General features: G+C 58.4%; 19 protein-coding genes. 10 read left to right on the plus strand and 9 right to left on the minus strand.

From position 1 onward, the window contains the following. The 9 genes from VKV18_RS13350 to VKV18_RS13390 all read left to right on the plus strand — a co-directional run. Positions 1–634 (plus strand): aldo/keto reductase (locus VKV18_RS13350; RefSeq protein ID WP_324204685.1); only part of this gene is annotated, 634 nt, incomplete at its 5' end. Positions 635–1,700: 1,066 nt separating this feature from the next. Then, a complete protein-coding gene (gene hisH / locus VKV18_RS13355) occupies positions 1,701–2,330 on the plus strand; it encodes an imidazole glycerol phosphate synthase subunit HisH (RefSeq protein WP_324204686.1) in 630 nt (209 codons plus the stop codon). A 29-nt stretch (positions 2,331–2,359) separates the two neighbouring features. Next, positions 2,360–3,103, plus strand: a complete 744-nt coding sequence (gene hisA / locus VKV18_RS13360; RefSeq protein WP_324204687.1) for a 1-(5-phosphoribosyl)-5-[(5-phosphoribosylamino)methylideneamino]imidazole-4-carboxamide isomerase — start codon at positions 2,360–2,362, stop codon at positions 3,101–3,103. A gap of 11 nt (positions 3,104–3,114) precedes the next feature. Beyond that, a complete protein-coding gene (locus VKV18_RS13365) occupies positions 3,115–4,164 on the plus strand; it encodes a zinc-binding dehydrogenase (RefSeq protein ID WP_324204688.1) in 1,050 nt (349 codons plus the stop codon). A 752-nt stretch (positions 4,165–4,916) separates the two neighbouring features. After that, positions 4,917–6,290, plus strand: coding sequence for a dihydrolipoamide acetyltransferase family protein (locus tag VKV18_RS13370; protein ID WP_324204689.1), 1,374 nt, complete (start codon positions 4,917–4,919; stop codon positions 6,288–6,290). A 1,249-nt stretch (positions 6,291–7,539) separates the two neighbouring features. After that, positions 7,540–7,848 carry a hypothetical protein gene (locus tag VKV18_RS13375; RefSeq protein ID WP_324204690.1) on the plus strand — a complete coding sequence of 103 codons (309 nt, stop codon included), beginning with the start codon at positions 7,540–7,542 and terminating at the stop codon, positions 7,846–7,848. Between the two features lie 273 nt (positions 7,849–8,121). Continuing rightward, positions 8,122–8,760: a hypothetical protein gene (locus tag VKV18_RS13380; RefSeq protein WP_324204691.1), complete on the plus strand. Its 639-nt coding sequence runs from the start codon at positions 8,122–8,124 to the stop codon at positions 8,758–8,760. 120 nt (positions 8,761–8,880) lie between these two features. Further along, positions 8,881–11,202: a DNA helicase PcrA gene (gene pcrA, locus VKV18_RS13385; RefSeq protein ID WP_324204692.1), complete on the plus strand. Its 2,322-nt coding sequence runs from the start codon at positions 8,881–8,883 to the stop codon at positions 11,200–11,202. Next, on the plus strand, positions 11,202–12,347 hold the full coding sequence (locus VKV18_RS13390) for a VIT1/CCC1 transporter family protein (protein ID WP_324204693.1): 1,146 nt from the start codon (positions 11,202–11,204) through the stop codon (positions 12,345–12,347). The genes pcrA and VKV18_RS13390 overlap by 1 nt, the downstream gene beginning before the upstream one ends. A gap of 299 nt (positions 12,348–12,646) precedes the next feature. Here the strand turns inward: VKV18_RS13390 and VKV18_RS13395 are convergent, their stop codons facing one another. The 4 genes from VKV18_RS13395 to VKV18_RS13410 form a co-directional block, all read right to left on the minus strand. Then, a complete protein-coding gene (locus VKV18_RS13395; RefSeq protein ID WP_324204694.1) occupies positions 12,647–12,976 on the minus strand; it encodes an FtsB family cell division protein in 330 nt (109 codons plus the stop codon). Between the two features lie 20 nt (positions 12,977–12,996). Continuing rightward, entirely contained in the window at positions 12,997–13,296 is a 300-nt protein-coding gene (locus VKV18_RS13400; RefSeq protein WP_324204695.1) for a hypothetical protein, read from the minus strand. A gap of 58 nt (positions 13,297–13,354) precedes the next feature. Then, positions 13,355–14,641: a phosphopyruvate hydratase gene (gene eno, locus VKV18_RS13405; RefSeq protein ID WP_016483527.1), complete on the minus strand. Its 1,287-nt coding sequence runs from the start codon at positions 14,639–14,641 to the stop codon at positions 13,355–13,357. A gap of 146 nt (positions 14,642–14,787) precedes the next feature. Continuing rightward, positions 14,788–16,395, minus strand: coding sequence for a carboxyl transferase domain-containing protein (locus tag VKV18_RS13410; RefSeq protein ID WP_324204696.1), 1,608 nt, complete (start codon positions 16,393–16,395; stop codon positions 14,788–14,790). Between the two features lie 265 nt (positions 16,396–16,660). On the opposite strand from VKV18_RS13410, the gene VKV18_RS13415 reads away from it, so the two are divergent. Then, positions 16,661–17,359, plus strand: a complete 699-nt coding sequence (locus tag VKV18_RS13415; protein WP_324204697.1) for a helix-hairpin-helix domain-containing protein — start codon at positions 16,661–16,663, stop codon at positions 17,357–17,359. Here VKV18_RS13415 and VKV18_RS13420 read toward each other — a convergent pair. From VKV18_RS13420 to VKV18_RS13440, 5 genes are all read right to left on the minus strand, one after another. Beyond that, positions 17,345–18,427, minus strand: coding sequence for a Gfo/Idh/MocA family oxidoreductase (locus VKV18_RS13420; RefSeq protein WP_324204698.1), 1,083 nt, complete (start codon positions 18,425–18,427; stop codon positions 17,345–17,347). The two genes, VKV18_RS13415 and VKV18_RS13420, sit on opposite strands and share 15 nt — an antisense overlap. 214 nt (positions 18,428–18,641) lie before the next feature. Continuing rightward, a complete protein-coding gene (locus VKV18_RS13425; RefSeq protein ID WP_324204699.1) occupies positions 18,642–20,426 on the minus strand; it encodes a glycosyl hydrolase in 1,785 nt (594 codons plus the stop codon). Then, positions 20,401–21,258: a phytanoyl-CoA dioxygenase family protein gene (locus VKV18_RS13430; RefSeq protein ID WP_324204700.1), complete on the minus strand. Its 858-nt coding sequence runs from the start codon at positions 21,256–21,258 to the stop codon at positions 20,401–20,403. Before VKV18_RS13430 ends, VKV18_RS13425 begins: the two co-directional genes overlap by 26 nt. A 104-nt stretch (positions 21,259–21,362) precedes the next feature. Continuing rightward, complete coding sequence (locus tag VKV18_RS13435) at positions 21,363–23,168, minus strand: L-fucose isomerase (RefSeq protein WP_345786421.1); 1,806 nt, start codon at positions 23,166–23,168, stop codon at positions 21,363–21,365. A 671-nt stretch (positions 23,169–23,839) separates the two neighbouring features. Beyond that, positions 23,840–24,839 (minus strand): class I tRNA ligase family protein (locus VKV18_RS13440; RefSeq protein WP_324204702.1); only part of this gene is annotated, 1,000 nt, incomplete at its 5' end.

Genomic DNA, 24,839 nt, shown 5'->3' on the forward strand with positions numbered 1-24,839 from the left:
GTCGTTCTATTGCGACATCACCGTAGACAATACCCCCGATCATCCCGACGACTACGACCGAGCCTACAACCAGGTGGTTTCGTCGCTCGAGCAGAATGGGCTAAAGTACTACGATATTTTCCGTGCCCACTTTGGCTGGAAGACGGTGGATGCCTACCGCATCAATAACGTCTCCTATCAGGTCTTCAAACGGCTGAAGAGAGAGGGCAAGGTGCGCTACTTCGGGGTTTCTCAGCATCCCTATGTGCCCTACCCAGACATCATTTCGGCCGAGATCGATGGAGGCAACATTGACGCCATGCAGGTGTGGTTTAGCTACGGCACGGCGCCGGAGAACGAGAAGGTGTTTGCCGAAGCGAGCAAAGCCGGCATCGGCATGACGGCCATGAAAGTCTACGATCATGGTCATGGTCGAATCAACGATCAGTTCATGCAGGAGTGGAACGCACCGGAGCAGCCGGGGCGTGCGCTGATTCGCTACACGCTTTCGCGCAAGCGCCCCGACGGCAAGCCGATCTTCCATACCTGCGTTACCGCTCTGGGCAACTTGCAAACGTTCGAGGAGAACATCGGGGCGGTGAGTCCTCAAGTCTCTCAACGCGACGGTTTCGACATACAGAGAATCTACGCCTAAAGCTTATTCGTGATGGTTCTGCCCCCTCATCGCACAGATGAGGGGGTTTTTGCTATCTCCTACGTCTACCGCCCCTTCCCTGCCGGGCAGGGGGCACCTAGCGATGGACTCCTCAGCGGCCAGTTTTATTGCCTTCATCGCCTATCTCGCTGGCCGCTGCATCGCCGTCTGCAAGACGGAAAGGAAGGGATAGGGGGCGAACAAGATAAGCTCACTTTGCTGACTTGCTCTAGAACTGTGAGATTGGCAGTCTCACCAGCCCCAGCCCCTATCCCTCAGTACCGTTGGGAATGGAGATTCAAGATTTCTCGCCTTCGGCTCGAAATGACAGTTGTGTGACCGGCTCGAAATGACAGTTGTGTGACCGGCTCGAAATGACAGTTGTTCATCTCACCGTTGGCTCTTCAAGCCCCCACCCCCACTCCCCTCCCCCAATTTGGGAGAGGGGAGACCAGCAAGTTCATTGGCGGTTTTCTATGATAAGCTGTCATCTGGAAGCTAACCACACTAGCCCCCTTTTTCCAATGCCTCAGCGGCCTACGATACTTCCTTAACCCCCTACTTCCTGGCCGCTGCGTTGCCGTCCGCGAGGACGAAAGGAAGGGATAGGGGGCGAACACAGTCGGCTTGTTTTGTAAACTACCTCTAGAGCCACAGAATTGGCAGTCTCACCAGCCCCACCCCACCCCTCCGAACCGGTAGAGATCGAAATTCAAGATTTCTCGCCTTCGGCTCGAAATGACAGGTGTTCATCTCGCCTTCGGCTCGAAATGACAGTTGTGTGACCGGCTCGAAAGGACAGTTGTGTGACCGGCTCGAAATGACAGTTGTATCACCGGCTCTTCAAGACCTATGCCCTTCTCCTCAGTGAGAACGAAATGAAAAGACCTCTCCGCTTCGCTTCGCGGTGACATGGGCGCCGACGGTGCTGCGCACTACGCCCTTCCCCTCAAGGCTGATACAGGGGTCTCAGAAAATCTTGTGATTTTCTGAAGCAGGGCGCCCTTCCTTTTATTCTATGCTAAGATTCTTTAGGGAGTGCTTTGATGGAAACATTTGGTGGAGAATGAATATGATTGCCATTGTGGACTACGGCATGGCCAATCTGCGCAGCGTGGAGAAGGCGTTGCAGCGGGTGGGAGGGGAGGCCAAGATCACCTCCGACCCCGATGTTATTGCGCGTGCGGAGAAGGTGGTGTTGCCTGGCGTAGGAGCTTTTTGCGCCGCGATGAGCAACCTGCAGCGCAGCGGCCTGCAAGAGGCTGTTTTGCAGCACATCCGCAGCGGCAAACCGTTTTTAGGTATCTGCCTTGGGCTTCAGATGCTGTTTGAGGAGAGCACAGAGATGGGCACAACGGCCGGTTTGGGGGTGCTTCCGGGTCGGGTAAGGGCTTTTTTTGAAGACGGAGGGCATCCCGATGCGTCGAGATTAAAGGTGCCTCATATCGGTTGGAACGCGCTGCACCTTACGCGCCCCTCGAAGCTGCTATGCGGCTTGCAGGAGGGCGATAGGGTCTATTTTGTGCACTCCTACTTTCCCTGCCCGGCCGATCCTTCCGTGATCATCGCCACGAGCACCTATGGAGAGGAGTTCTGCTGCGCCATCGAGAAAGAGAACGTGGCCGCCACGCAGTTTCACCCGGAAAAGAGTGGGGCTGTCGGGCTGCGCATTCTGCAGAACTTCGTGAACTGGTAGATTTCAACAGACAAAAGAGAGGGTTTAGAATGGACATCTATCCGGCCATTGACTTGAAAGGTGGGAAATGCGTGCGCCTTAGCCAAGGGCAGTTCTCGCAGATCACCACCTATTCGGAAGACCCCTTAAAGATGGCCAAACGGTGGAAGGCGGAAGGCGCTCAACGGCTGCATATTGTAGACCTCGATGGGGCGCGCAAGGGCAGTCCCGACCCCACCAACCTCGAAGTTCTGCGCCAGATCGTTCGGCAGGTGGGATTGCCTGTGCAGTTCGGTGGCGGAGTACGCAACGGGGAGGTTGTGGAAAGGATGTTGCGCCTTGGCGTGGAGCGCGTTGTGGTGGGAACGACCGCGGCCACCGAGGAGAAGCTCATCGAGGGGTTGTTTACCGTGTATGGTGAGAAGATCGCCGTGGGGGTAGATGCGCGGGACGGCATGGTGGCCATTCAGGCATGGCAGATGCAGGTGAACGAACCGGCCCTCAGCTTCATTGCGCGAATGGTGAAACTGGGTGCCAAACGATTCGTCTTTACCGACATCTCAAAGGACGGGATGCTTGATGGGGTGAATTTAGAGGCCATTCGCAATGCGGCCCAAGCGGCGCAAGGACGGCCGCTCATCGCCTCCGGCGGCGTGACCACCATGAGGGATATCGAGGCCCTTCTGCTGCTGCGCCAGCAGCATCCTAACGTTGAGGGGGCGATCATCGGGAAGGCGCTGTATGCCGGCACGTTGTCGCTGCCGGAGGTCATCGCCCGCGTGAAGGCAGGATAGAGGAGACGACCATGTCGGAGAAGATGCTGGCTTTGGTCAACTATGCGGAGCGTGCGGGCGCGGTGGAGCTGCGTGAGGTGCCCGTGCCGAGCCTTGGCGAAGAGGATGTCCTGCTGGAGGTAAAGGCGGTGGGCATTTGCGGCAGCGACCTTCATCAGTACCACGCCACGCACAGCTGGAAGGTGAACTACCCTGTGATTTTGGGCCATGAGTACGCCGGCGTGGTGGTGGCCAAAGGGGCGCGGGTTCGCCGTTTTCAGGAGGGCGATAGGGTGACTGGAGAGACCGCTGCCGTTGTTGATCCCGATTCGCCGTTTACTCGACGCGGGCTGTACAATTTAGACCCCGCAAGACTTGGTTTTGGTTATGGGGTAGATGGCGCCATGGCGCGCTATGTGCGGGTACCCGAACGCTGCCTTCATCTTCTCCCCGATGCGCTCCCCTTCGAGCGTGCAGCCCTCACCGAGCCGTGTTGTGTGGCCTATAACGCCGTCTGTATGAACGCCCGTATTCGCCCAGGCGACGCCGTGGCCGTGCTGGGGCCGGGGCCTATCGGCATTCTCTGCACGCTTATAGCGCGTCTCAACGGCGCCAACCCGCTTGTGGTCTACGGTCTGCCGGCCGATAGGCATCGTCTTGAAGCCGCGCGTGCCGTAGGGGCAACGCACGTGTTTGCGCTGTCGCCTCAAGAGATGGCCGATACCGCCAAACATTTCGGCGATGGCTACGGCTTTGATGTGGTGGTGGATGCTTCTGGGGCCAGTGCCTCGCTGCAGACCGCCATGCAGTTGGCCCGCCCCACCGCTCAGATCGTGAAGGTGGGCTGGGGGCCGCAGCCCTGCGACTACTCGCTCGACCCCGTGGTGGCCAAGAACCTAACCATACAGGGTTCGTTCAGTCATAACTGGCCGGTTTGGGAGCGCGTGTTGGCCATGCTGGCCTCCGGTCAAATTGATCTGCAGCCGGTGTTAAACCGCGTGGCCCCTCTCCCTCAATGGCGCGAGTGCTTTGAAGCCATGGCGTGCGGAGAGGTGGTAAAGGCCGTGCTTATCCCTGTGTAGGCGCTAGGGTGTACCTGAATGTGATGCTTTTTGCAATAGGGTGGACAGACTGTCAACAACCTCCTACCTAAACGGGGTGGCTTGCCCTCGCCGTTGTAAGCGGCGGCTTCGAGGTCGGTTGCCGACGCCCCATAAGGGGAAAGGTGTCCTTGTGGGGCGGGGGGGCTTGAAGAGCTGGCGATACGGCTGTCATTTAGAGCCGATGCCACAACTGTCATTTCGAGCCGGTCACACACCTGTCATTTCGAGCCGAAGGCGAGAAATCTTGAATCTCCATTCCCAACGGTATTGAGGGATAGGGGGAAGAGCTGTCGAGACTGCCAATCTCACGGTTCTAGAGGCAGTTAACCAAGCAAGCCGGCTTTGTCCGCCCCCTATCCCCTCCTTTCCCCCGATTCGGGAGAAAGGGGGCGGTTGTGCTTAGTTTTTAAGGGAAAGGTTATCAAAGGAAACCGAGAGTAAACTTGTTGGTCTCCCCTCTCCCTGATAGGGGGAGGGGAAGGACGCCCTACCCCAGAAAATTGTAAAGATTTTCTGTAGGCCCCTAGCTCGGCCTTGAGTCGTGGCTTGATAAAGCAGGAATCGAACCTGTTCCATTTGAACATGGTTTGTGCAACGGAAGTGTACACCAAGCACATCGCAAAAGAAAGGAGGAGTGGACTGGGGGATAGGCCGGCCGGGGCTGTCTTCTGTCGTCTCAAAAGCGACGAAACAGTTCCCTGTGACGGCAACAGCCCCTTGTCTCGATTTTTATGGCACAACTGGTCGTTATGCCCCAGCTTGGCAACACGATGGAAGAGGGCACTATTCTGCGTTGGTTGAAAGCGGAGGGGGAAACGGTTCGTAAAGGTGAGCCTCTGCTTGAGGTCGAGACCGACAAGGCCTCGATGGAGGTCGAGGCGGAGGCCGACGGCGTGCTGTTGAAGATTCTCGCCCCACCTAACACCACCGTTCCCATTCGCCAGCCCATTGCCGTTGTGGGCGCACCTGGGGAGGACTTCACTTCTCTCCTCTCCCCAGAGCCACGGCAAAACGGTGCTCCGGCCGCAGAGGGGGCCGCAGCCGCGCCGGTCGAGCCTGCCGCCGAGTCTTCTGCATCTGTAGTTGCCGAGAGAGGTTCGCTGCGCATCTCTCCCAGAGCGCGACGCCTCGCCGAGGAGAAGGGCGTGCCGCTGGCCGAGTTGGAGGGACGAGGCACGGGGCCGGAGGGGCGCATCATCGAGCGCGATGTGCGGGCCTATCTCGCTGCGGAGACGCAGGTATCTGCCCCGCGCCCACCCCGGTTCACCCCTCTGGCGGCTCGTCTCGCCGACGATTTGGGTGTTGCGTCCGAAGTGGTAGCTACGGCGCCCTCCGGCGCCCGCGTGCGAAGCGACGACGTGAGGCGCCATGTGGAAACGCTCCAGAGCCGCCCCTCAGAGGCGGAGCGAACGCAGGATTTTGAGGAGATGCCGTTGACGGGCATGCGACGCCGCATCGCCGATAACATGGTGCGCTCCGCCTTTTCCGCACCCCACGTTACCTTGGTGACCGAGGTGGATATGAGCGCGTGTTCGGAGCTTCGCAGCCGTCTCTTACCGGAGGTGGAGCGCCTCTATGGGGTGCGTCTCTCATTTACCGATATCTTGGTGAAGGCGGTAGCACGTGCCCTCGAGGAGCATCCGCGCCTTAACGCTACTTTGGAAGGTGACGTGATCCGTCTGCATAAGTCGAAAAATATCGGTGTGGCCGTGGCACTAGAAGAGGGTTTGGTGGTGCCCGTTTTGAAGCGGGTAGAGAGCTTGACGCTCGGCCAGGTGGCAGCCCAGCTAAAGCCTCTCATCGAGCGTGTGCGCAGCGGCAAATTCAGCCCAGACGATGTAAGCGGCGGAACGTTCACCATCACCAACCTCGGCCCGTTTCGCATAGATAGCTTCAACCCGATTCTGGTGCCGGGGCAGGCTGGTATACTGGGGGTAGGGCGCATTCAGGAAAAGCCGGTGGTGCGCAACGGGGCCATAGAGGTTCGCGCTTGCATGAATCTCTGTCTCTCGTTCGACCATCGTCAGGTGGACGGTGCACCGGCGGCCCGGTTCCTTCAGCGGCTCTGCGAAATCCTCGAATCGCCCTACAGCCTGCTCATTTAAGGCGGTTAAAGTACCCCTCTCCCTGATAGGGGGAGGGGCACCTAGCAGGGGTGTCCTTGCAGACGGCGCCGTTGCGGCCTGCGTCATTCCCTCAATCGTCTCTTTCTCTGGCCGCTGCATTGCCGTGTTTGTAGCCCCACCCCTATCCCTCAATATCGTTGGGAATGGAGATTCAAGATTTCTCGCCTTCGGCTCGAAATGACAGTTGTATCACCGGCTCGAAATGACAGTTGTGTGACCGGCTCGAAAGGACAGTTTGTTCATCTCGCCGGCTCTTCAAGCCCCCACCCCCCCGCCCCTCCCCCACTTTGGGAGAGGGGAGACCAGCAAGTTTATCGGCAGTTTTCTATGATAACCTTCCCTTCGGAAACTAACCATAATAGCCCCCTTTCACCCGAATCGGGGGAAAGGAGGGGATAGGGGGCGAGCAAGATAAGCTCACTTTGCCAACTGGCTCTAGAACCGTGAAGCCGGCAGTCTCACCAGCCCCAGCCCCTATCCCTCAGTACCGTTGGGAATGGAGATGCAAGATTTCTCGCCTTCGGCTCGAAATGACAGTTGTGTGACCGGCTCGAAAGGACAGTTGTGGCATCGGCTCGAAAGGACAGTTGTTGATCTCGCCAGCTCTTCAAGCCCCCACCCCCCCGCCCCTCCCCCACTTTGGGAGAGGGGAGACCAGCAAGTTTATCGGCAGTTTTCTGTGATAATCTTCCCTTCGGAAACTAACCATAATAGCCCCCTTTCTCCCGAATCGGGGGAAAGGACGGGATAGGGGGCGAGCAAGATAAGCTCACTTTGCTAACTGGCTCTAGAACCGTGAAGCCGGCAGTCTCTACCCACCCCATCTCTCAGAACATACGGGAATTGAAACTTAAGATTTCTCGCCTTCGGCTCGAAATGACAGTTGTGTGACCGGCTCGAAAGGACAGTTGTGGCATCGGCTCGAAATGACAGGTGTTGATCTCGCCTTCGGCTCGAAAGGACAGTCGTTGATCTCGCCTTCGACTCGAAAGGACAGTTGTTCATCTCGCCTGCGGCTTGAAAGGACTGTCGGCTTCTGTGCAGTTGGCAAGATGTTCCGCTCTTAGAGAAGATCGGGCTGGTGGCGTGCTTATAAACTGTTTTGAACATTTCCCGTCCTCTTGCGTCTCTATACTCGGAACGGCCACGAAAGAAACAGAGCGAAGAGGATGGCCGTTCAACAAAGCGAAAATCCAGATGAGAAAAAGGTAAGGAGGAAATTCCAACAATGTTCTCTACCCAAAAGACGCGAATGCTACTCGCAGGTGCGGGTTTGGTAAGCCTGTTAGGGCTTGGTGCGTTCGTTCAAAACTCTTTCGCTCAGGGCCAGCCGCCGGCTCCTCGACCCAACCACCGCCCAATGGCCCGAACGGAGAAGCACCCTGAGATTCGCCATGCGCTTTTCGCGCTCAATCGTGCCAAGATGTTCCTGTCCAAAGCGCAGCACGACTTTGGAGGCCATCGGGAGAAGGCGCTCGACCTCACCCAGCAGGCCATTAGGGAGTGCCAACTCGCCCTGCAGTACGACAAACACTAATCCGGAACAACCACTCAGGCCCTCGGCGCCCCTGTAGAAAATCTGTTCTGCAGGGGCGTCTGTTCGCACTTTTTACCCCCTATCCTCCGTCTATCTTTTTGGAAACACCACTTTAGGCACGAGCGGATCACGTTTCCTCCTCGGTTTCGTTAAACCATACTAAGCCTGTAGGGAGACAGGCATCCCAAGCAAGGACGCAGAGGGCTAAGTCGTGCCTTTTTACGTCTATTTGCTATTAGTGTAATCAGTGTGGAAAGGGCCAGAGCGTACGGTATGTGGTTAAACGGAGCGACAAAACGCACAGGGTGCGCCCTCGTTCGCATTTTAGGGGCTGGCTGCTGCTATCTGCTCTTCTGCTTGGGGGGTGCCCGCGCCGATCTCGTGTTCGACTCGAACACGCCTCACAAGGAGGTTTGGCAGCAGGTCTACGATTCGCTTCCAAGCCCCTGGAAGACTCAGAAGCGGGTCGTGGTGGAGGTGGTATCGGCTCAGAGGATGCAGCGGCTGTTTGAGGAGACGATGGGGCAGCCCTGTTCCGATGTGGTAGATGGCTGTTACTATTTGGGAGGAGATCGCATAGATGCCGATGCCACCATTCTTCTATTAAATACCCTTCAAGGGGATCAGGCGCGTACGGTTTTCGCCCATGAGTACGGCCATTTTGTTTGGGATCAGCTTCTTACATCGGCCGAGCGTGACGCTTACAATGCGGTTTGGAAGCGTCAGCTGCGGAAGCACTGTTTGGTAAGCGCCTATGCTTCGACCTCGGTGGAGGAGGGTTTTGCCGAGGCCTTTGCGGAGTATATTTGTGCTCGCCAAAAGCTCGATGCCTGCGACGTGCTTTCCGAGAAGTTCCTTAACAAGCTGGCCTCGCGTATAGGCGATAAAGATCAAGTGGCCACCTCCTATTAGTCTAAGCCTTGACCGAGATCGCCTTGTCCTTCTGTTAACTAGGTACTGCTAGATGGGTAGAACGCCTGCGAATACTGTATAATACACAGAAGACTTCCCCCGTAAAGGCGATAGCAGGCGATGGATGAAACCGTAGAATCGGCAGAAACCCCTTTTCCGCAACCCGATGCGGCCTCGAAGGCCGCACAGGAACGACTGCTGCAAGGGCTAAACCCCGTTCAGCGTGAGGCCGTTTTGCACGGTGAAGGGCCGCTGCTGCTCTTCGCCGGAGCCGGCAGCGGTAAAACGCGTGTCCTTACCCACCGCATCGCCTACCTAACTGCCGTGCGTGGGGTGCCCCCTCAGCGCATTCTGGCCGTCACCTTTACCAATAAGGCCGCGAAGGAGATGAAGGAGCGCCTCGATCATCTCGTGGGGGAACAGGTGGGCAAAAAGCTGTGGGTGGGCACCTTCCACGCCATCTGCGCACGCCTCCTACGCGAGTTCGCCGAAGAGGCCGGTCTCTCGCGCGAGTTCGTAGTCTACGACGATAGCGACCAGATGAGCCTGGTGAAAGAGTGCCTGCGCGCCCTCAACCTCGACGAAAGCAAGTTTCCCCCGCGCACCATGCTCGACAGAATCGGGCGGGCGAAGGAAAAGCTGATCCCGCCGGAGGATTGGGCTAAGCACTATTCGGGCTATCTTGAAGAGATAGCCGGACGCATCTACCCGCTTTACCAACAGAAGCTGCGCCAAAACAACGCGCTCGATTTTGACGACCTGTTGGCCGAGACGGTTCGGCTGTTGCAAAACAACACGACGGTGCTGCAACACCTACAAAATCGCTGGCGCTACCTGCTGGTAGACGAGTACCAAGACGTTAATCTCGTTCAGTATCTGCTCTTGAAGTTGCTGGCACAGAGGCACCGAAACCTTTGTGTGGTGGGAGACGACGACCAGTCCATCTACAGTTGGAGAGGGGCCGATGTGAACCTCATTCTGCGCTTTGAGAAGGACTACCCGGACGCCAAGGTGCTGAAGCTGGAGCAGAACTATCGCTCCACACGCCGCATTCTCGATGCGGCCTATGCCGTCGTCAGCAACAACAAAGGGCGCAAAGAGAAGCGGCTTTGGACGGAAAACCCTGAAGGGCTGCCGCTCGTGAAATACGAGGCGGCCACTGAACGCCTGGAAGCCGAATGGGTGGTGAACACCATGGTCATGCAGGTGCAGGCCGGCAAGAGAAAGTGGTCGGATTTTGCGGTGCTCTATCGCACGAACGCCCAGTCGCGCGTATTAGAGGACATGCTTCGGGCTTGGAACGTGCCCTATCGTATTTTAGGTGGGCAGCGTTTTTACGACCGTAAAGAGATCAAGGATGCCCTGGCCTATCTTCGCGTTATCCATAACCCTAACGACAGCGTGAGTCTGAAACGGATCATCAACGTGCCTGCCCGGGGCATTGGAAACACAACGCTGACAAAGCTGGAGGCAGAGACCCTTTTTACCGACTCCAGCTTGTGGGAGGTGCTGGAAAATGAGCAGGTGCTTACGGAGTTTGGCGCGCGTAGCCGCAAGAAGCTCGCCGAGTTTCGCGAGCTTATTTTGGAACTGCGGGCTTTACGCGACACTTTAAGCGTGCACGACCTGCTTAAAACCACGCTGGAGCGTTCGGGCTATCTGCAGGCGCTGCATGAGGAGAACTCGTTGGAGGCGCAGGGACGACTTGAGAACCTCGGTGAACTGCTACAGGCGGCTGCCGAGTTTGAGGCCAACACCGAATCGCCCACGCTTGCCGCTTTCTTGGAGAGCACGGCGCTTATCTCCGACATAGACAGTTTAGAGGAGGGAGCGCCCGCGGTGACCCTTATGACCCTGCACGCGGCGAAGGGGCTTGAGTTTCCGGTGGTCTTTCTTACCGGTTTGGAGGAGGGCGTCTTTCCTCATATGCGTTCGTTGGAGAAAAGGGAGCAGCTTGAGGAGGAGCGACGCCTATGTTATGTGGGCATGACACGGGCTAAAGAGGAGTTATATCTGAGTTGTGCGCGGCAACGTTCCCAGTTTCTCGGCACCGCCTACAACCCGCCCTCGCGCTTCTTAAAAGAGATTCCCGAAACGCTGTTTGCCTTTACCCCATGTCATCTCGAAGCGAAGCGGCGAGACCTTAGGCCTTCTGGGTCACCGCTCTCCACTTTCGACCCGGATATCGCGGAGGGAGGTCGGCAGAGAAGCGTGTCCGAGCGCCTTTGGCACGAGGGGCCGCGTCCTCCACGCGAGGTCGAACGGCAGAAAGGGGAGGCCTCGTATAGGGCGGGGCAGCGTGTGCGCCATCCCCAGTTCGGCGAAGGGGTGGTGTTGAGGGTGAGCGGAGAGGGCGATGAGGCCGTCATCGAGATCGCGTTTCCCAACGTGGGGCCGCGGAAGCTGATGCTCTCCTACGTAAAGCTAGAGAGGGTGCATTGATGGTGGCCGGCAAGGAAAAGGTCGTTACGGCGCTACGGGCGGCCTGGCAACGCGAGATAGAGGCCGCGCGGCTCTATCGTCTGCTTGCAGAGCAACAGCAGGACGAGCGGCGCCGACAGCTGCTTATGCGCCTTGCCCATGCGGAAGAGGAGCACGCCCGGCGCTTTGCCGACCGCATTCTCGCCTTGGGCGGCGTTCCCCCTTCTGAGAGTTTGGAACCGACTTCGGCCCAGCGCTTTCTCGTACAGACTTTGGGGGTGGAGGCGATGCTGCGCCGCATTGAGGTGGAGGAGCAGCGCAACGCGCGACTCTTTGCGCACCATGCGCAAGCGCTGCAGGAAGATGCCGAATCGCACGCCCTTTTTCGCCAAATAGAGGATGAAGAGGAGCAGCATACCCAGCTTCTGCAACAGCTAAAAACCCGTGAAGAGCCACGCACCCGGCTCGAGGCCATTCTCAAGGGGGAGCGTTGGCATGCGACCACCGGCAGCTGGATAGGCGACGCTATCTACGGGTTAAACGACGGGCTAGGTGCCGTGTTCGGGGTGGTTAGCGGCATGGCCGGTGCGGCCGGGGGCGGGCGTGTGGTGTTGGTGGCCGGGCTTATTGCCATGCTGGCCTCCGCGCTTTCGATGGGGGCAAGCGCCTTTATGGCCGCCAAATCGGAGCGAGAGGTTTACCAGGCGGAGATAGGGCGGGAGAAGCAGGAGATAGAGCAGTCGCCGGAACATGAGAAAGAGGAGCTGGCGCTTATCTATCAACTGAAAGGCTTCTCCGAGCAGGAGGCCGTTGCCATGACCGAGCGGCTGGCTTCTCAGCCGGAGCAGTTTTTGAAGACGATGGCTCAGGAGGAGCTGGGTTTAAGCGAGGCGCGTTTTCCAAACCCCTTTGTTGCGGCTCTCACGGCCACCACCTCTACGGCCCTCGGGGGCTTTATTCCGGTTGTTCCTTTTCTGTTCACGCATGGCAATGCGGCGGTGCTTTGGGCTGCATTTATCGGCATGGCGGCCCACTTCGCCGTGGGGGCGGCCAAAAGCATGGTCACGGCGCGCTCGTGGTGGAAAAGCGGCCTAGAGATGACCTTCATCGCCGTTCTCTGCGGGGTGACCACCTATGCGCTCGGTCGCCTCTTTCATATTGGGTAGAGGGTTTTGTAACGGGCTCCTTGTTTGGAGTGGGACGCTTTCTCTAGCTGACGAAGGAGAACAAAATGTATTCTTTGCTTGTGGTAAAATCTATTCTCCTTGACTGTGTGGCTGTGAACAGGCTCTAGCAAGTGCGGGCTAGCTTGGGGTGGAAATACCTGAAATCTTTGCCCCATTTCTAGGATAGGTACAAGGCTAGCGCAGGCCTCGCGCCTACCCCTACGAATGGTTCATTGGCTTGTGGTTGCCGTCAGGATGGTTGTTCTGGGAGAGGAACCAATAGAGGAATGTGAAGCGCTCTACGGCGTGCCGGAAGTGGGGGGGAGGCGGAGCAGGTACTCGTTTGGACGGAGGTAGCCGAGTTCCCGCGCGGCGCGCTCGATGCCGGCCGGGGTCTGCAGCGCCTGCAGTTCCACCTCGCGTCGCTGGTTTTGGAGGCGAAGCGTTTGCAGCTGCCGGTACAGCCGCTCATTGGCCTCATGCCACTGTTTTGCGGAAGAGTAGGGAGCCGAGGCCACCAGACCAAGCCAAGTGCAGAGGGCGCAGAAAAGGAGAATCGCCAGAGCCGATAACAGCTTTCTGGCTCTCAACGGGGGCGCAACATTTTTTGCGGCCTGGTTTGACGACACACTCTCTCTCGTTGGCACGCTTAGGGGTGGTCTCCATCGCCGTTTTCTAAGAGAGGCGGGAAGCCTTCAAGGCTTCCCGATTCCTCTGCCATACCGATCAGAAGGGCGCGAATCATCGGGTCGGAGCGAACGCGCTGCTGCATCTGCGCACGCAGGTTCGGGTCTAGCGTGGCAAGCGCGTTGTTTGCCTCGGCCTCCTGCAGCCTTAAGGCGTGTTGCTGCATCTCTTGCCAATGCGCCTCGAACAGCTCGAAAGGCATCGGCTCGCGCCCCAGCCGTTCACAGCCAATGCAATACCACCGATACTCTTGGTCTAACATTTTCTTGCTCTTGGAAGGAGGAGGCGTATAGCGCCCTGCCCCTTCCGTCTTGTCGAGATTATTTCAGGTTATAGAAGGCGCTACGGCCCGGATAGATGGCCGCATCTTCGAGCATGCTTTCAATGCGAAGCAGTTGGTTATATTTCGCCACGCGGTCGGTGCGGTTGGGGGCGCCGGTTTTGATTTGACCGGTGTTGGCGGCCACGGCCACATCGGCGATGGTGGCATCCTCCGTTTCGCCGGAGCGGTGCGAGATGATGGCGGTATAGCCGGCGCGCTTGGCCACCTCAATGGCTTCCAGGGTTTCGGTGAGGGTGCCGATCTGGTTTAGCTTGATTAGAATGGAGTTGGCGCAGCCCTCTCCAATGCCGCGGCGCAGACGTGCCGTGTTGGTAACAAAAAGGTCGTCGCCCACCAACTGAACGTGGCCACCCAACCGCTCGGTAAGCAGTTTCCATCCCTCCCAGTCGTCCTCGGCCAGGCCGTCTTCGATGGAGATAATCGGGTAACGGTCTACCAAACGCGCGTAGTACTCTACCATTTCGGCGCTGGTAAGCGTTTTCCCTTCTCCTTTAAGCACATATTTACCATCATGATAGAATTCGGAGGAGGCAGGGTCGAGGGCGATGTAAAAGTCGCCTCCGGGTTCATAGCCGGCTTTGGTGATGGCCTGCACGATGATCTCGATGGCTTGCTCGTTGCTTTTGAGGTTGGGAGCGAAGCCTCCTTCATCGCCATAGCCGGCGGAGATGCCCTCCTTTTTCAGCACGTCGCGCAGCGCATGAAACACCTCACTGCCCATGCGCAGGGCCTCCGAGAAGGTCTCGGCGCCTACGGGCATCACCATAAACTCTTGAAGGTCTACATTGCTATCGGCGTGCTTGCCGCCGTTCAAAATGTTCATCATAGGAACGGGAAGCGTGCAAGCGCCCACGCCGCCAATGTACTGGTAAAGCGGAATGTCGAGGCTGTTGGCCACCGCTTTGGCCACCGCCAAAGAGACGCCGAGAATGGCGTTGGCGCCTAAATTCGCCTTATTGGGGCTACCGTCCAACTCGATAAGGCGCATGTCTATGGCGCGTTGGTTCGTCGCGTCCATATCTACAAGTTCGGGGCAGATACGCTCGTTTACGTTCTCTACGGCCGTAAGCACCCCTTTGCCGCCGTAGCGGGTTTTGTCTCCATCGCGCAGCTCCACGGCCTCATAGGTTCCGGTGGAGGCGCCGGAGGGCACCGCCGCTCGGCCCATCGAGCCATCTTCAAGATAGACATCCACTTCAACGGTGGGGTTGCCACGGGAATCGAGGATTTCGCGAGCGATGATGTCGTCAATAATCAAACCCATTCGTCTGTAAACTCCTTCTGGTGTTAACGCAAAAACGCCTTGTCTGTTGTCGAAGTGACGACCGGTATTTTGCATTATATCACATAGCGTTGTTGAGACTTAAGTTTTTTGTGTTCGGGCGCGGTTTTTCGCCGTGCTGCCGTTGTCTACATTCTAAAAACGCCGAAGCGTGTGGGGGGAATGGGGGCATAACGCGCTGCTGCCAGCCCTAGGCCTATGGCGACACGGGTTTGCAGCGGGTCGAGAATGCCATCGTCCCAAAGGCGGGCTGTGCTGTAGTAGGGATTTCCCTCCCGTTCATAGGATTCGAGGATGGGGCGTTGGAAGGCCTCGGCCTCTTCTTCGGTCATCGTTTGCCCACGTGCGGCCAGCTGGTCTTTTTTGATCTGAAGCAGCACGTCGGCCGCCTGTTGGCCGCCCATCACCGAGATACGGGCGTTTGGCCACATCCACAGCAGGCGAGGGCCGTAGGCGCGTCCACACATGCCGTAGTTGCCGGCCCCGAACGAGCCGCCGATGATGACGGTGAACATGGGCACCTGCGCACAGGCCACGGCCATCACCATTTTGGCACCGTGGCGGGCAATGCCCTCCTGTTCATAGCGTTTTCCCACCATAAACCCCGTGATGTTCTGAAGAAAGATAAGAGGGATGCGCCGTTGGCAGCAGAGTTCGATGAAGTGCGCGGCCTTCTGGGCGCTCTCGGAGAAGAGCACACCGTTGTTGGCAACGATCCCCACTAAGAACCCCATCCAGCGGGCGAAACCGCAGACAAGGGTAGGGCCAAAACGCGGTTTAAACTCGTGGAAACGGCTTCCATCCACCAGCCGCGCGATGACTTCTCGTACCTCGAAGGGCTGCCGAAGGTCTCTGGGCACAATGCCGTAAAGCTCTTCCGGGTCGTAGTAAGGCTCTTCGGGGGCAGTGTAGTCCAGCACAGAGGCTTGTGGGGTGGGCAGTCCCTCCACAATCTCTCTTACAAGGCGGAGGGCATCGGCATCGTTTTCGGCAAGATAGTCGGCCACACCGCTCAGGCGCGTGTGCACATCGGCGCCGCCAAGCTCTTCGGCATCTACCACCTCGCCGGTGGCCGCACGTACCAAGGGGGGGCCGCCGAGAAAGATGGTTCCTGTGCCGCGCACGATCACGGCTTGGTCGGACATGGCGGGCACGTAGGCCCCACCCGCCGTGCAACTTCCCATGACGGCGGCGATCTGGGGAATGCCCATGGCCGACATCTGCGCCTGATTGTAGAAGATGCGTCCGAAATGGTCACGGTCGGGAAACACTTCGGCCTGAAGCGGAAGGAAGGCTCCGCCGGAGTCGACGAGGTAGATGCACGGCAGGTAGTTTTCGCGAGCGATCTCTTGGGCGCGGAGGTGCTTCTTTACGGTGATGGGGAAGTAGGTACCTCCTTTCACGGTGGCGTCGTTGGCCACGATCACGCATTCCCGCCCGCTTACCAGGCCGATTCCCGTTACGATCCCCGCGGAGGGCGCCTCTCCGCCGTACATCTCCCAAGCGGCCAACGGGCTGAGTTCGAGAAAAGGCGTATTCGGGTCGAGCAGCGCTTCAATGCGCTCGCGTGCCGTCATTTTGCCTCGTGCGCGATGTTTGGCCACCGCCTCCGCTCCACCCCCCTGTTTGACCCGCTCCAGCGCCTCCCTCAGTTGAGCCACCAGGGCCTGGTTATGGGCGCGATTTGCCTGAAACTCGGCGCTTTGTGTCTGAATCTGCGTTAACAACCGTTGCACCGATAGACCCTCCTTACCTCTCTCATTTCGCCGCGGGCCTCGCTCCCTCCTGCTTCTTGGGTAGATCGGCAGACGCCAACATGCGAGGGCTTTGCTTTGGCACTTCTACGGTGGCCGTGTCGCCGGTGAGGAAAAGCCTTCGTTTGTTTGAAGTTGTTTTAAGCCTACTCTATGTCACACGAACAGGAGGAAAGCAGGAAAACACTATCGAATCGCATGTTGAGGTATTGTGGGTAATTTTCGGCGATGGCTGAGGAGAAGGACGGTGGAAGCGATAACCCGGCGGCAATGGATAGGGATGGGGCTTTTGTTAGCGATGTTGGCTTTGGGCGTAGCGTGGTTCGCCTTGCGCGAGATTCGCCCTCCGGCAAACCGTTTGTCTTTGCGTGGTATGCCGAACCAGGTCGGCTCTGCACCTGTAACGGCTAACGCAAACCCATTTGGGCCGACGGGTTCCTCCGGTCGCATTGCGGTGCATGTGGCCGGGGCGGTGAAGCATCCGGGGGTCTACTATCTGCCGATGGGCGCCCGCAATATAGATGCCCTGAAGGCCGCCGGAGGGCCCACGGCGCAAGCGAACACAGATGCCGTGAACTTGGCGGCCTACGTCCAGGACGCCTCTCAGCTCATCATTCCCACGAAGGGAGAGCCAAGCCCGCCCGCTGATGTGAACGCGCAAGGGGCTACGGAGGCGAGATCGAACCTAAGCGGAGGGCCTTCTCATGGCCATCGCGGAAGCAGGGGGAATAAACTGAGGTCGCCTTTGGAGGGGCAAGTTGTCCTCAACACGGCCGATGCCCAGGAGTTGGAGCGCGTGCCGGGCATCGGCCCCTCGCTTGCAGCCCGCATTCTCGCCTTTCGGCAACAAAACGGCCCCTTTCAACGACTAGAAGACCTCATGCAGGTTTCGGGCATCGGCCCCAAAAAGTTCGCCAAAATGCGCCCGTTCCTACGCCTGCATTGAGGGCATCGTCTCAGCCTGGTAGATGGAGCGCACGTCCACGACGCTTCCTGTATCGGCGGCCTGCATGGCGGCGAAGGTAAGGGCGAGGGTGTTGAGGTTGTCGCGGCCGCTGGTCTCGGGTTCCACGCCTGCCTCGATGCAAGCACGCCAATGATAGAGGTCGTAATGGTGCCCGGCAGCCCCAATCGGTGGCGCCCAAATCGGCTCTCCCCACAGCTCCGGCAGGGGGGTGAAGAAGTGTTGTTCAGTGTATTGCGAGAGGTCGGCGTTTTGGCGGAAGAGCCGAATCGGGCCCCAGTCGTCTCTTGGGTTCCAAACGATGGAGCCGCGCGAGCCGGTGAAAGTCCAGCGTCCGTTCCAGCCGGTATCGCATCCTGGAGAGGCAAACGAGCCGGAGTAGTTCACGCGCACCCCGTTCTCGAACTCGATCCACACGAAGGCGCACATATCTCCTTTGGTGTTGCTCACGGGCGGGTTCCAGGTCATTGCCTGCACGCGCACGGCGTTGCAGCCTAGGAAGTAGCGCATGAGGTCGAAATGGTGAATGGCCATGTCGAGCAGGAAAGGATGGCGCATGGTTTGGCGCCAGCCGAAGAGCAGCCCCTGAATCTGGAACTCCACCACAAGATGGTCGAGTTGCCCTATCTGCCCCTCCACGAGGAGATTGCGGATGCAGCGCGGCTGATCGTAGTAGCGATACTGCTGGGTCACCATCAGCACGCGATGGCACTCTTCGGCAACGCGCACCATATCCTTTGCGGCGGGCATCGAATCGGCCAAGGGCTTTTCGCAGAGCACATGCAGCCCGGCGCGGAGGGCCGTTGTGGTGGTTGCGTGGTGGCAGGGGGCCGGGGTACAGTCAATAAAGCCGTCGGCCTCCACTTTTGAGAGAGCCTCCTCCAGTGTGGTGAACTGCCTCTCAGGCGGCACACCGGCTATCTCCCCGGCGGCGCGAAGGGCAGCAAGGTTGGTATCTACCAGGGCCACATGTTGGAAGCCCTCGCACTCTCGTGCCGTATATATCCATGAACTGCCGAAGCCACCCACTCCGGCTTGTATCAATCGCATATTTGGTTCCTTTCTACATCCTAAGAACGATAGAAAGAGAGAAGCGTGAGGCCTATTATTTCGCCCGCTTCTCTCGATAGCTTACTTAATAATACGTATTCAGCGCGAAGGAGATAAGCATTGCACATAAAGTTTACACTATCTCTTCGATAGGCTTCGACGGGATTCCTGCTTCTCATGCAAAAACCCGTACTTTTAGCGGATTGAAAAAATTTCAGGGCATGCGCTGCAGGCGGATGTTGCGATAGAGCACCAGGCCCGTATTCCCTTTGCTGACCAGGTTCACCCTTAGGAAGTCGGCCTCTTTAGGCACGATGCCTTCCACGGTGAAGGTGCGCCAACCGTTCGTGTTGCCGGTAACGCTTTCTGTGCTAGGCCCGCCGAGCCAGCTCCAGCCGGGCCCTCCGAGAAAGAGTATCTGCGCATCGTTCTCACCGGTGGCCTCCTTGGTAAGCATCTCCACGGTGAGCCGGTAGCGCTCTCCGGGCATTACGGGCACCGGCCACGACTGCCAGAGGGCATCGGTGGTGTTTGTAAGCGCCAAGGCGTGCTCTTCGGGGAACGTGGCAAAAGTGCCCTTGTCGGCTCCGCCATAGAACACCCCTTTGTGCCAGCCGTAAGCGCCTTTGGCATCTATCTGCTGTAGGTCGCCGTTGACAACCCATTGGGATGGGGTGGGCGGGGGTTGCGTGATGGTCAACGGCTCTAGGAAGGTGTGGGCGACATCGGCGACGAAGACGGGAGTTTCACTAAGGAAACGGGGGTTCTGCTCCGGATCGGCCTTGAGGCTGCTTTCCCTTTGGGGATCGGAACTTGTGGAGAAGAGAGGGATGGGTTGCGCATGGGGGCGTAGCGGGGGCAGCAGGGCCGTTTGCCCACGATAAGCCCATGCGATGAGCCGCTCGGTGCGCCCTTTGCGAAAAAGATAGCCTATTCCGTTATCTAGAGGCACGTAGCCCACGAAGTGACAGCCGTCTAGAAACGAGGCGATCTGGCGATAGGCATCGAAGGTGAGTTTAGGATGCATCTCCGACGAGAGCAGGCCCCAGCCTTGCAGCTTCCCGCCTTCCATCCAGTCCTGTTCGTTGAACCAGAAGAGATGTTGAACGCCCTCCGCCGCCGCGATCGTGTAGGACTGAACCAGATAGATGGCTGCACGCTGCATGCTTTGCCGGTTCTCGATGGAGGATGTCCAGCCCATCTCGGTGATCCAGATGGGCAGATTGGGGCGGCCGTGCGCAGCTAAAAACTGGCGTACGTTCTGCAGCTGTTGAGCTAAGTACATCTGTTCGGGGCCGTCGGACATGGAGTAGGGATGGATGCTCACGGCATCCATGTAGGGAAGTCCTCCATGTTCGGCAATGGCTTCGAGCCAGTTAATGTCCGTTTCGTTTGCGGCGGCGCCGACGATGATGCAGTGGGGATCGGCCTTATGGGCGGCGAGATAGGCGGCTTTCAGCAGCTCGGTATAGGCGGCCGCGTCGGGGTGCGGTTTCCAAAAGGCGGGGATATTCGGTTCGTTCCAAATTTCCCAGCAGTGAATCTGTTTATGGTAGCGGGCGACAACGTGCGCCACAAAATCGGCAAACTGCGCGAAATCTTGGGGGGTATGGGGCGATTGATGCATCCAGGCCGCTTGGTAGCAGAGAATGGGCAGCATGTGGATGTGATGACGGGCGTAGAAGGAGACAAGCCAATCGGCTTGGCTCCAATTCCAGACGCCGGGCTGCGGCTCGATGGTGCCCCACCAGAAGTCAAAGCGATCCCACTTGGCGCCGGCCTGTTGCAGCCACTGCATCTTTTCCTGGGCGATTTGGTGGGCGTTAGGGGCGTTAAGGTAGTGGAAGTAGCCGATGCCGTTGAGGCCAAAAAGCGATTGGGAGGTGTCGGCACAAGCGTAAAGGGGGCTAAAACAGAAGCAGAGGAGGGCAACAAGCAGTGCTGCCCTCCTGTTCAGAAGGGAGATGGGAAGCCTACTCGTGCAGGAACCCGTTTTCAAGGCGTCCTTCCATAGCGATGGTTGGTTTGCCCTCTTGTTCGCGCCAAATGCCACAGGGGCCGCCTCCCTCGCTTACGCCCAGTGGAACCTCAGTGCCGTCCATGCGGAGAACGGGGTGGTAATATTGGGCCACCTTTTGGGCGTCGCCCACAATGTAGTGGCCGATAAGGGCGCGGCGGAAACGGTCTTTGGAGGTGTTGGGGAAGCTGCCGTGCACTACCGAGCCGTTGAAGAAGAGCACATCGCCGGCGTCCATAATCATGGGGCGTATCTCGCATCCTTCCGGCAAGGGCACGGTAACGTCGGTGAAGCTCACCGTGGTGTCGGCCTCAACTGGGCAGAGGATGGGCCAGAGATGGCTGCCGGGAACCACTTGCATGCACCCGTTCTCTTCATCGCAGGGGTCAAGGGCAAGCCATGCGGCCATGCAGGTGCCGGGCTGCACCCGCAGATAGAACTGATCCTGATGGAGCGCTTGGCCGCGTGCCCCGGCAGGCTTGAAATAGAGCATGGTTTGCACGGCGTAAGGCTCTTTACCCATAAGGGCGGTTAGCCAGAGGTTAAGGCGTGGATCAATAAGCCATTCCAGGCTCAACTTGTCCCAGCGATGCATGTGGATCATGCGGGGGTAGCGTTTCAGAGGATCGGAGCTATTGGGGTCTATGCCGGCAAAATCTCCCGGTTTCGCGCCCTCCTCTCTCAGACGCATGAAGTGCTCGCGATAGCGCGCCACTTCCTCTTGAGAAAACAGCCCACGCGCAATAACGTAGCCGTTGGCGGCATAAAACGCCTTAGCCTCTTCGATATCTTGGTGTCGCACCGATGTAGTCATAACGAGCTTATCCTCCAAAAGCCGGCTCTTTGAAGTTGAAGAGCACATCCTTCATTATATTATACGTCTTATATAGAGCCATTTCAACCTATCTTTTGTTCCGTTTAGGCGTAGAGGGGGCCCAGGTTGCTGCAGGCGCGGAAATCGGCATCGGTAGAGGTAAGGCCGCCGTGGCGTGCCCAATAGGTAGGGCGAAAGATGCGCTCGACGGGCACGTTATGCATGTCCACCGGAATACGGAGAAGGGCGGCAAGCGCGAGCAGGTCGCCTCCGATATGCCCGTAGCAGATGGCCCCGTGGTTGGCGCCCCAGTTGTTCATCACATCGTATACGCTGCGAAAAGCCCCCTCACCGGTTAAGTTCGGCACAAACCAGGTGGTTGGCCAGGAGGGGTTGGTGCGTTTGTCCAAAATGTCGTGCACCTGCGGGGGTAGGTCTACCGTGTAGCCCTCGGCGATCTGCAGCACCGGCCCCAATCCCTGTACCAGGTTGAGCCGACACATGGTTACCGGCATCTCCCCGCGCGTGAGAAAGTCGGTGGAGAACCCGCCGCCACGGAAATACTCCAAAATGGCGGGGCACCAGCGGGTGGCTTCCAAACAGCGTTGTGCCTCTTCCTCTGTAACCTCCCACCAGGGCTTTATGGCCGGTTTGCCTTCCAAGGTCTGTTCGCCGGTCCAGTCGAGCGCTGCGGGGCCGGAGTTAATGAGGTGGATGATGCCGTTCTCCGCACGCCCCTGCAGGGTATAGCCCGTTACCCTTTTCACTGCATCGGGGCTCCAGTAGGTGCGTACGTCTGCAAAAAGCTGTGCTGTGCCGGTAAGGAGATGCCCGAACAGCATGGAGACGCCGTTAAGGGCATCGTTTTCGGTGGCGATGATATAGGGTTGGCGAATGCCGCTCCAATCGAAGCTTGTGTTGAGAATAGCTTCGAGGAAGTCGCCGTTGGGGAAGTGGTCGGTCCATTGGCGTTGCCCCTGAAAGCCGCCTGCCAAGGCGTTGTGGCCTTCGGCCTCTTCGGGAAAGCCGCGTTCGGCGAGGCGTGGGTTGCCGTTCATAAGGTCGCGGGCAATAAGCGCCATTTTTACACAGGTTTCCCAGTCCCGATCAAGCTGCTGCCGGCCACGGCGTTTTTCCAGTGGGTTGTAGTCGGTGCCCTCGTGGCAGTGCTCTTTGACCCATTGGAGGGCCTGCTGATACTCCTGTTCATCGTAGATACCCTCCTCCATGCGCCGCACAAACTCGGTCATGTCCACCGTCTCGGTGCGCATGCCTAGGTAGCGCTGGAAGAAGTCGTGGTCTACAATTGAGCCGGCGATGCCCATTGAGACGCCGCCCATGGCAAGATAGGAGGCACCGCGCATGGTGGCCACAGCCAAACCGGCACGGGCAAAGGTGAGGAGTTTCTGCTGCACGTCGGGTGGTATGGTGGTATCTCCGGCATCCTGCACATCACGGCCGTAGATGCCGAAGGCGGGAAGCCCTTTTTGGTTATGTCCGGCCAACGTGGCAGCAAGATAGACGGCGCCCGGTCGCTCCGTTCCGTTAAACCCCCAAATGGCTTTAGGGATGAGGGGGTCCATGTCCATAGTTTCCGCACCGTAGCACCAGCAGGGGGTGACAGTGAGCGAGACTCCGACGCCTTCCCGAGCGAACTTTTCGGCGCATTTGGCGGCCTCCGAGACGCCGCCGATGCAGGTATCGGCGAGGACGCACTCCACGGGCAGACCGCTAGGGTGGCGAAGGTTCTCCTGAAGGAATCGGGCGGTGCTGCGCGCCAGCGCCATCACCTGCTCTTCAAGCGACTCGCGCACCCCGCCGTAGCGCCCGTCAATGGTGGGACGGATGCCGATTTTGGGCGGAGCGGAGCGTAGGCGATGTTTCGGTTGGTGTTTATGAAAAGCGGCCACAGCGTTCTGCTCTCCTTCCGAAGTATTTAGCACAACATAAAATTTCCTTTTGACCTTGCCCGATTCCTGCCTCCTGCAGGCTCATCCTGCTCTGTAAGGGGGGTGGGGCTTAAAGAGCCGGCGATACGCCTGTCATTTCGAACCGAAGACGAGATGAACAACTGTCATTTCGAGCCGATACCACACCTGTTATTTCGAGCCGAAGGCGAGAAATCTTAAGTTTCACTTCCCACCGGTTCTGAGGGAAAGGAATGGGGTTGCAGAATGCCGACGCCCAAGCCCCCCTCTCATCCCCCCGCACGCGGGGGGAAGCTAGTCCTCCCTCCCCCTGTAGGGGGAGGGGAAGGGCGTCGGCCTCGAGGGTTGGGGAGGGGCTGCAGAGACTGCCGGCTTCACGGTTCTAGAGGCAGTTCACCGAGCAAGCCGACTTTACTCGCCCCCTATCCCGGCCTTTCCCCCGATTCGGGAGAAAGGGGGCGGTTGTGGTTAGTTTTCAAGGGAAAGGTTGTCAGAGCATACTGAGAGTAACCTTACTAGTCTTCCCTCCCCCTGTAGGGGGAGGGGGTGGAGTTGCGAACACAGCAACGCAGCGGCCAGAGAGATAGGCGGTGAAGGAAGCGCCTCAGGCCGCAAAGGCGCCGTCCGTGAGGACGCTCACCGCGAGGTGCCCCCTACCCCTCGATAGGCAGAGCGGACGCAACGGCATGCACGCAGCGTGTACATAGCAGGGGATGGTCTGCGTGGGTTCCCACATCGGGCAGCACAAGCCAGCAGCGGGCACACTTTTTCCCAGGAGCCGGCTCTACCTCTACCTTTAATCTCGTGCTCTCCTCCCCATCCTCCATCGCCTCTAGCACCACTTGCGACACGATGAAGAGAGAGGCAAGCGAATCCCTTCTGGCCGCTAGGGTTGGATAGTAGGTTGCATCGGCGCGAAGTCTGACAAGAGACTCCAGAGGGTTGGTGATCTTGCCACTCTGCTTAGCAGCTTCTAATCCGGCCAAAACCGCCTCCCTTACCTCCAGAAGTTGGGCGTAGGTCTGCAAAAGCTCCTCATCTACGCAACCGGCTTGGGGGTAGTCGGCCAAGTGGATGCTTTCCGGCTTCGCCTCCATTTTAAGGTGATCCCACACCTCCTCCATGGTATGAGGAAGGATGGGGGCCAACACACGGGAAAGGGTTGAGGCGAGCTGGTGCAGGGCTGTTTGTGCGGAGCGACGTGCCGGCCAGGTTTTGCCGGAAGCGTAGAGCCTGTCTTTGAGGACATCCAGATAGAAGGCGGAAAGGTCTACCGTGCAAAAGTGGATGACCGTTTGATAAACCCGATGAAAGGCATACTGCTCGTAGGCGGTATGACAGGCTGTCACCACTTGCGCCAGGCGCGACAGCGCCCACCGATCTAGCTCTTCCATCTGTTCGAGGGGGACGGCGTCGGTGGTTGGGTCGAAGTCGTAGAGGTTGTTGAGGAGGAAGCGGAAAGTATTACGAACTCGCCGATACATCTCGCTGACCTGCGCCAGCAGGTGCTCACCGCAGCGGGTATCCTCCATAAAGTCTTGAGAAACCACCCACCAGCGCACCACGTCGGCCCCGTAGCGCTGCACGACCTCCATGGGGTCTACCACGTTCCCTTTGCTTTTGTGCATCGCCTCACCGTTCTCATCGAGGGTC

Origin of the sequence: Chthonomonas sp. (assembly GCF_035294505.1) — a bacterium.
GTDB lineage: Bacteria > Armatimonadota > Chthonomonadetes > Chthonomonadales > Chthonomonadaceae > Chthonomonas.

What these genes read in the sequence shown, in the direction of transcription:
- hisH (WP_324204686.1), top strand. Translation starts at nt 1,701, where the DNA reads ATGAATATGATTGCCATTGTGGACTACGGCATGGCCAATCTGCGCAGC.
- hisA (WP_324204687.1), top strand. Translation starts at nt 2,360, where the DNA reads ATGGACATCTATCCGGCCATTGACTTGAAAGGTGGGAAATGCGTGCGC.
- VKV18_RS13365 (WP_324204688.1), top strand. Translation starts at nt 3,115, where the DNA reads ATGTCGGAGAAGATGCTGGCTTTGGTCAACTATGCGGAGCGTGCGGGC.
- VKV18_RS13370 (WP_324204689.1), top strand. Translation starts at nt 4,917, where the DNA reads ATGGCACAACTGGTCGTTATGCCCCAGCTTGGCAACACGATGGAAGAG.
- VKV18_RS13375 (WP_324204690.1), top strand. Translation starts at nt 7,540, where the DNA reads ATGTTCTCTACCCAAAAGACGCGAATGCTACTCGCAGGTGCGGGTTTG.
- VKV18_RS13380 (WP_324204691.1), top strand. Translation starts at nt 8,122, where the DNA reads ATGTGGTTAAACGGAGCGACAAAACGCACAGGGTGCGCCCTCGTTCGC.
- pcrA (WP_324204692.1), top strand. Translation starts at nt 8,881, where the DNA reads ATGGATGAAACCGTAGAATCGGCAGAAACCCCTTTTCCGCAACCCGAT.
- VKV18_RS13390 (WP_324204693.1), top strand. Translation starts at nt 11,202, where the DNA reads ATGGTGGCCGGCAAGGAAAAGGTCGTTACGGCGCTACGGGCGGCCTGG.
- VKV18_RS13400 (WP_324204695.1), bottom strand. Translation starts at nt 13,296, where the DNA reads ATGTTAGACCAAGAGTATCGGTGGTATTGCATTGGCTGTGAACGGCTG.
- eno (WP_016483527.1), bottom strand. Translation starts at nt 14,641, where the DNA reads ATGGGTTTGATTATTGACGACATCATCGCTCGCGAAATCCTCGATTCC.
- VKV18_RS13420 (WP_324204698.1), bottom strand. Translation starts at nt 18,427, where the DNA reads ATGCGATTGATACAAGCCGGAGTGGGTGGCTTCGGCAGTTCATGGATA.
- VKV18_RS13430 (WP_324204700.1), bottom strand. Translation starts at nt 21,258, where the DNA reads ATGACTACATCGGTGCGACACCAAGATATCGAAGAGGCTAAGGCGTTT.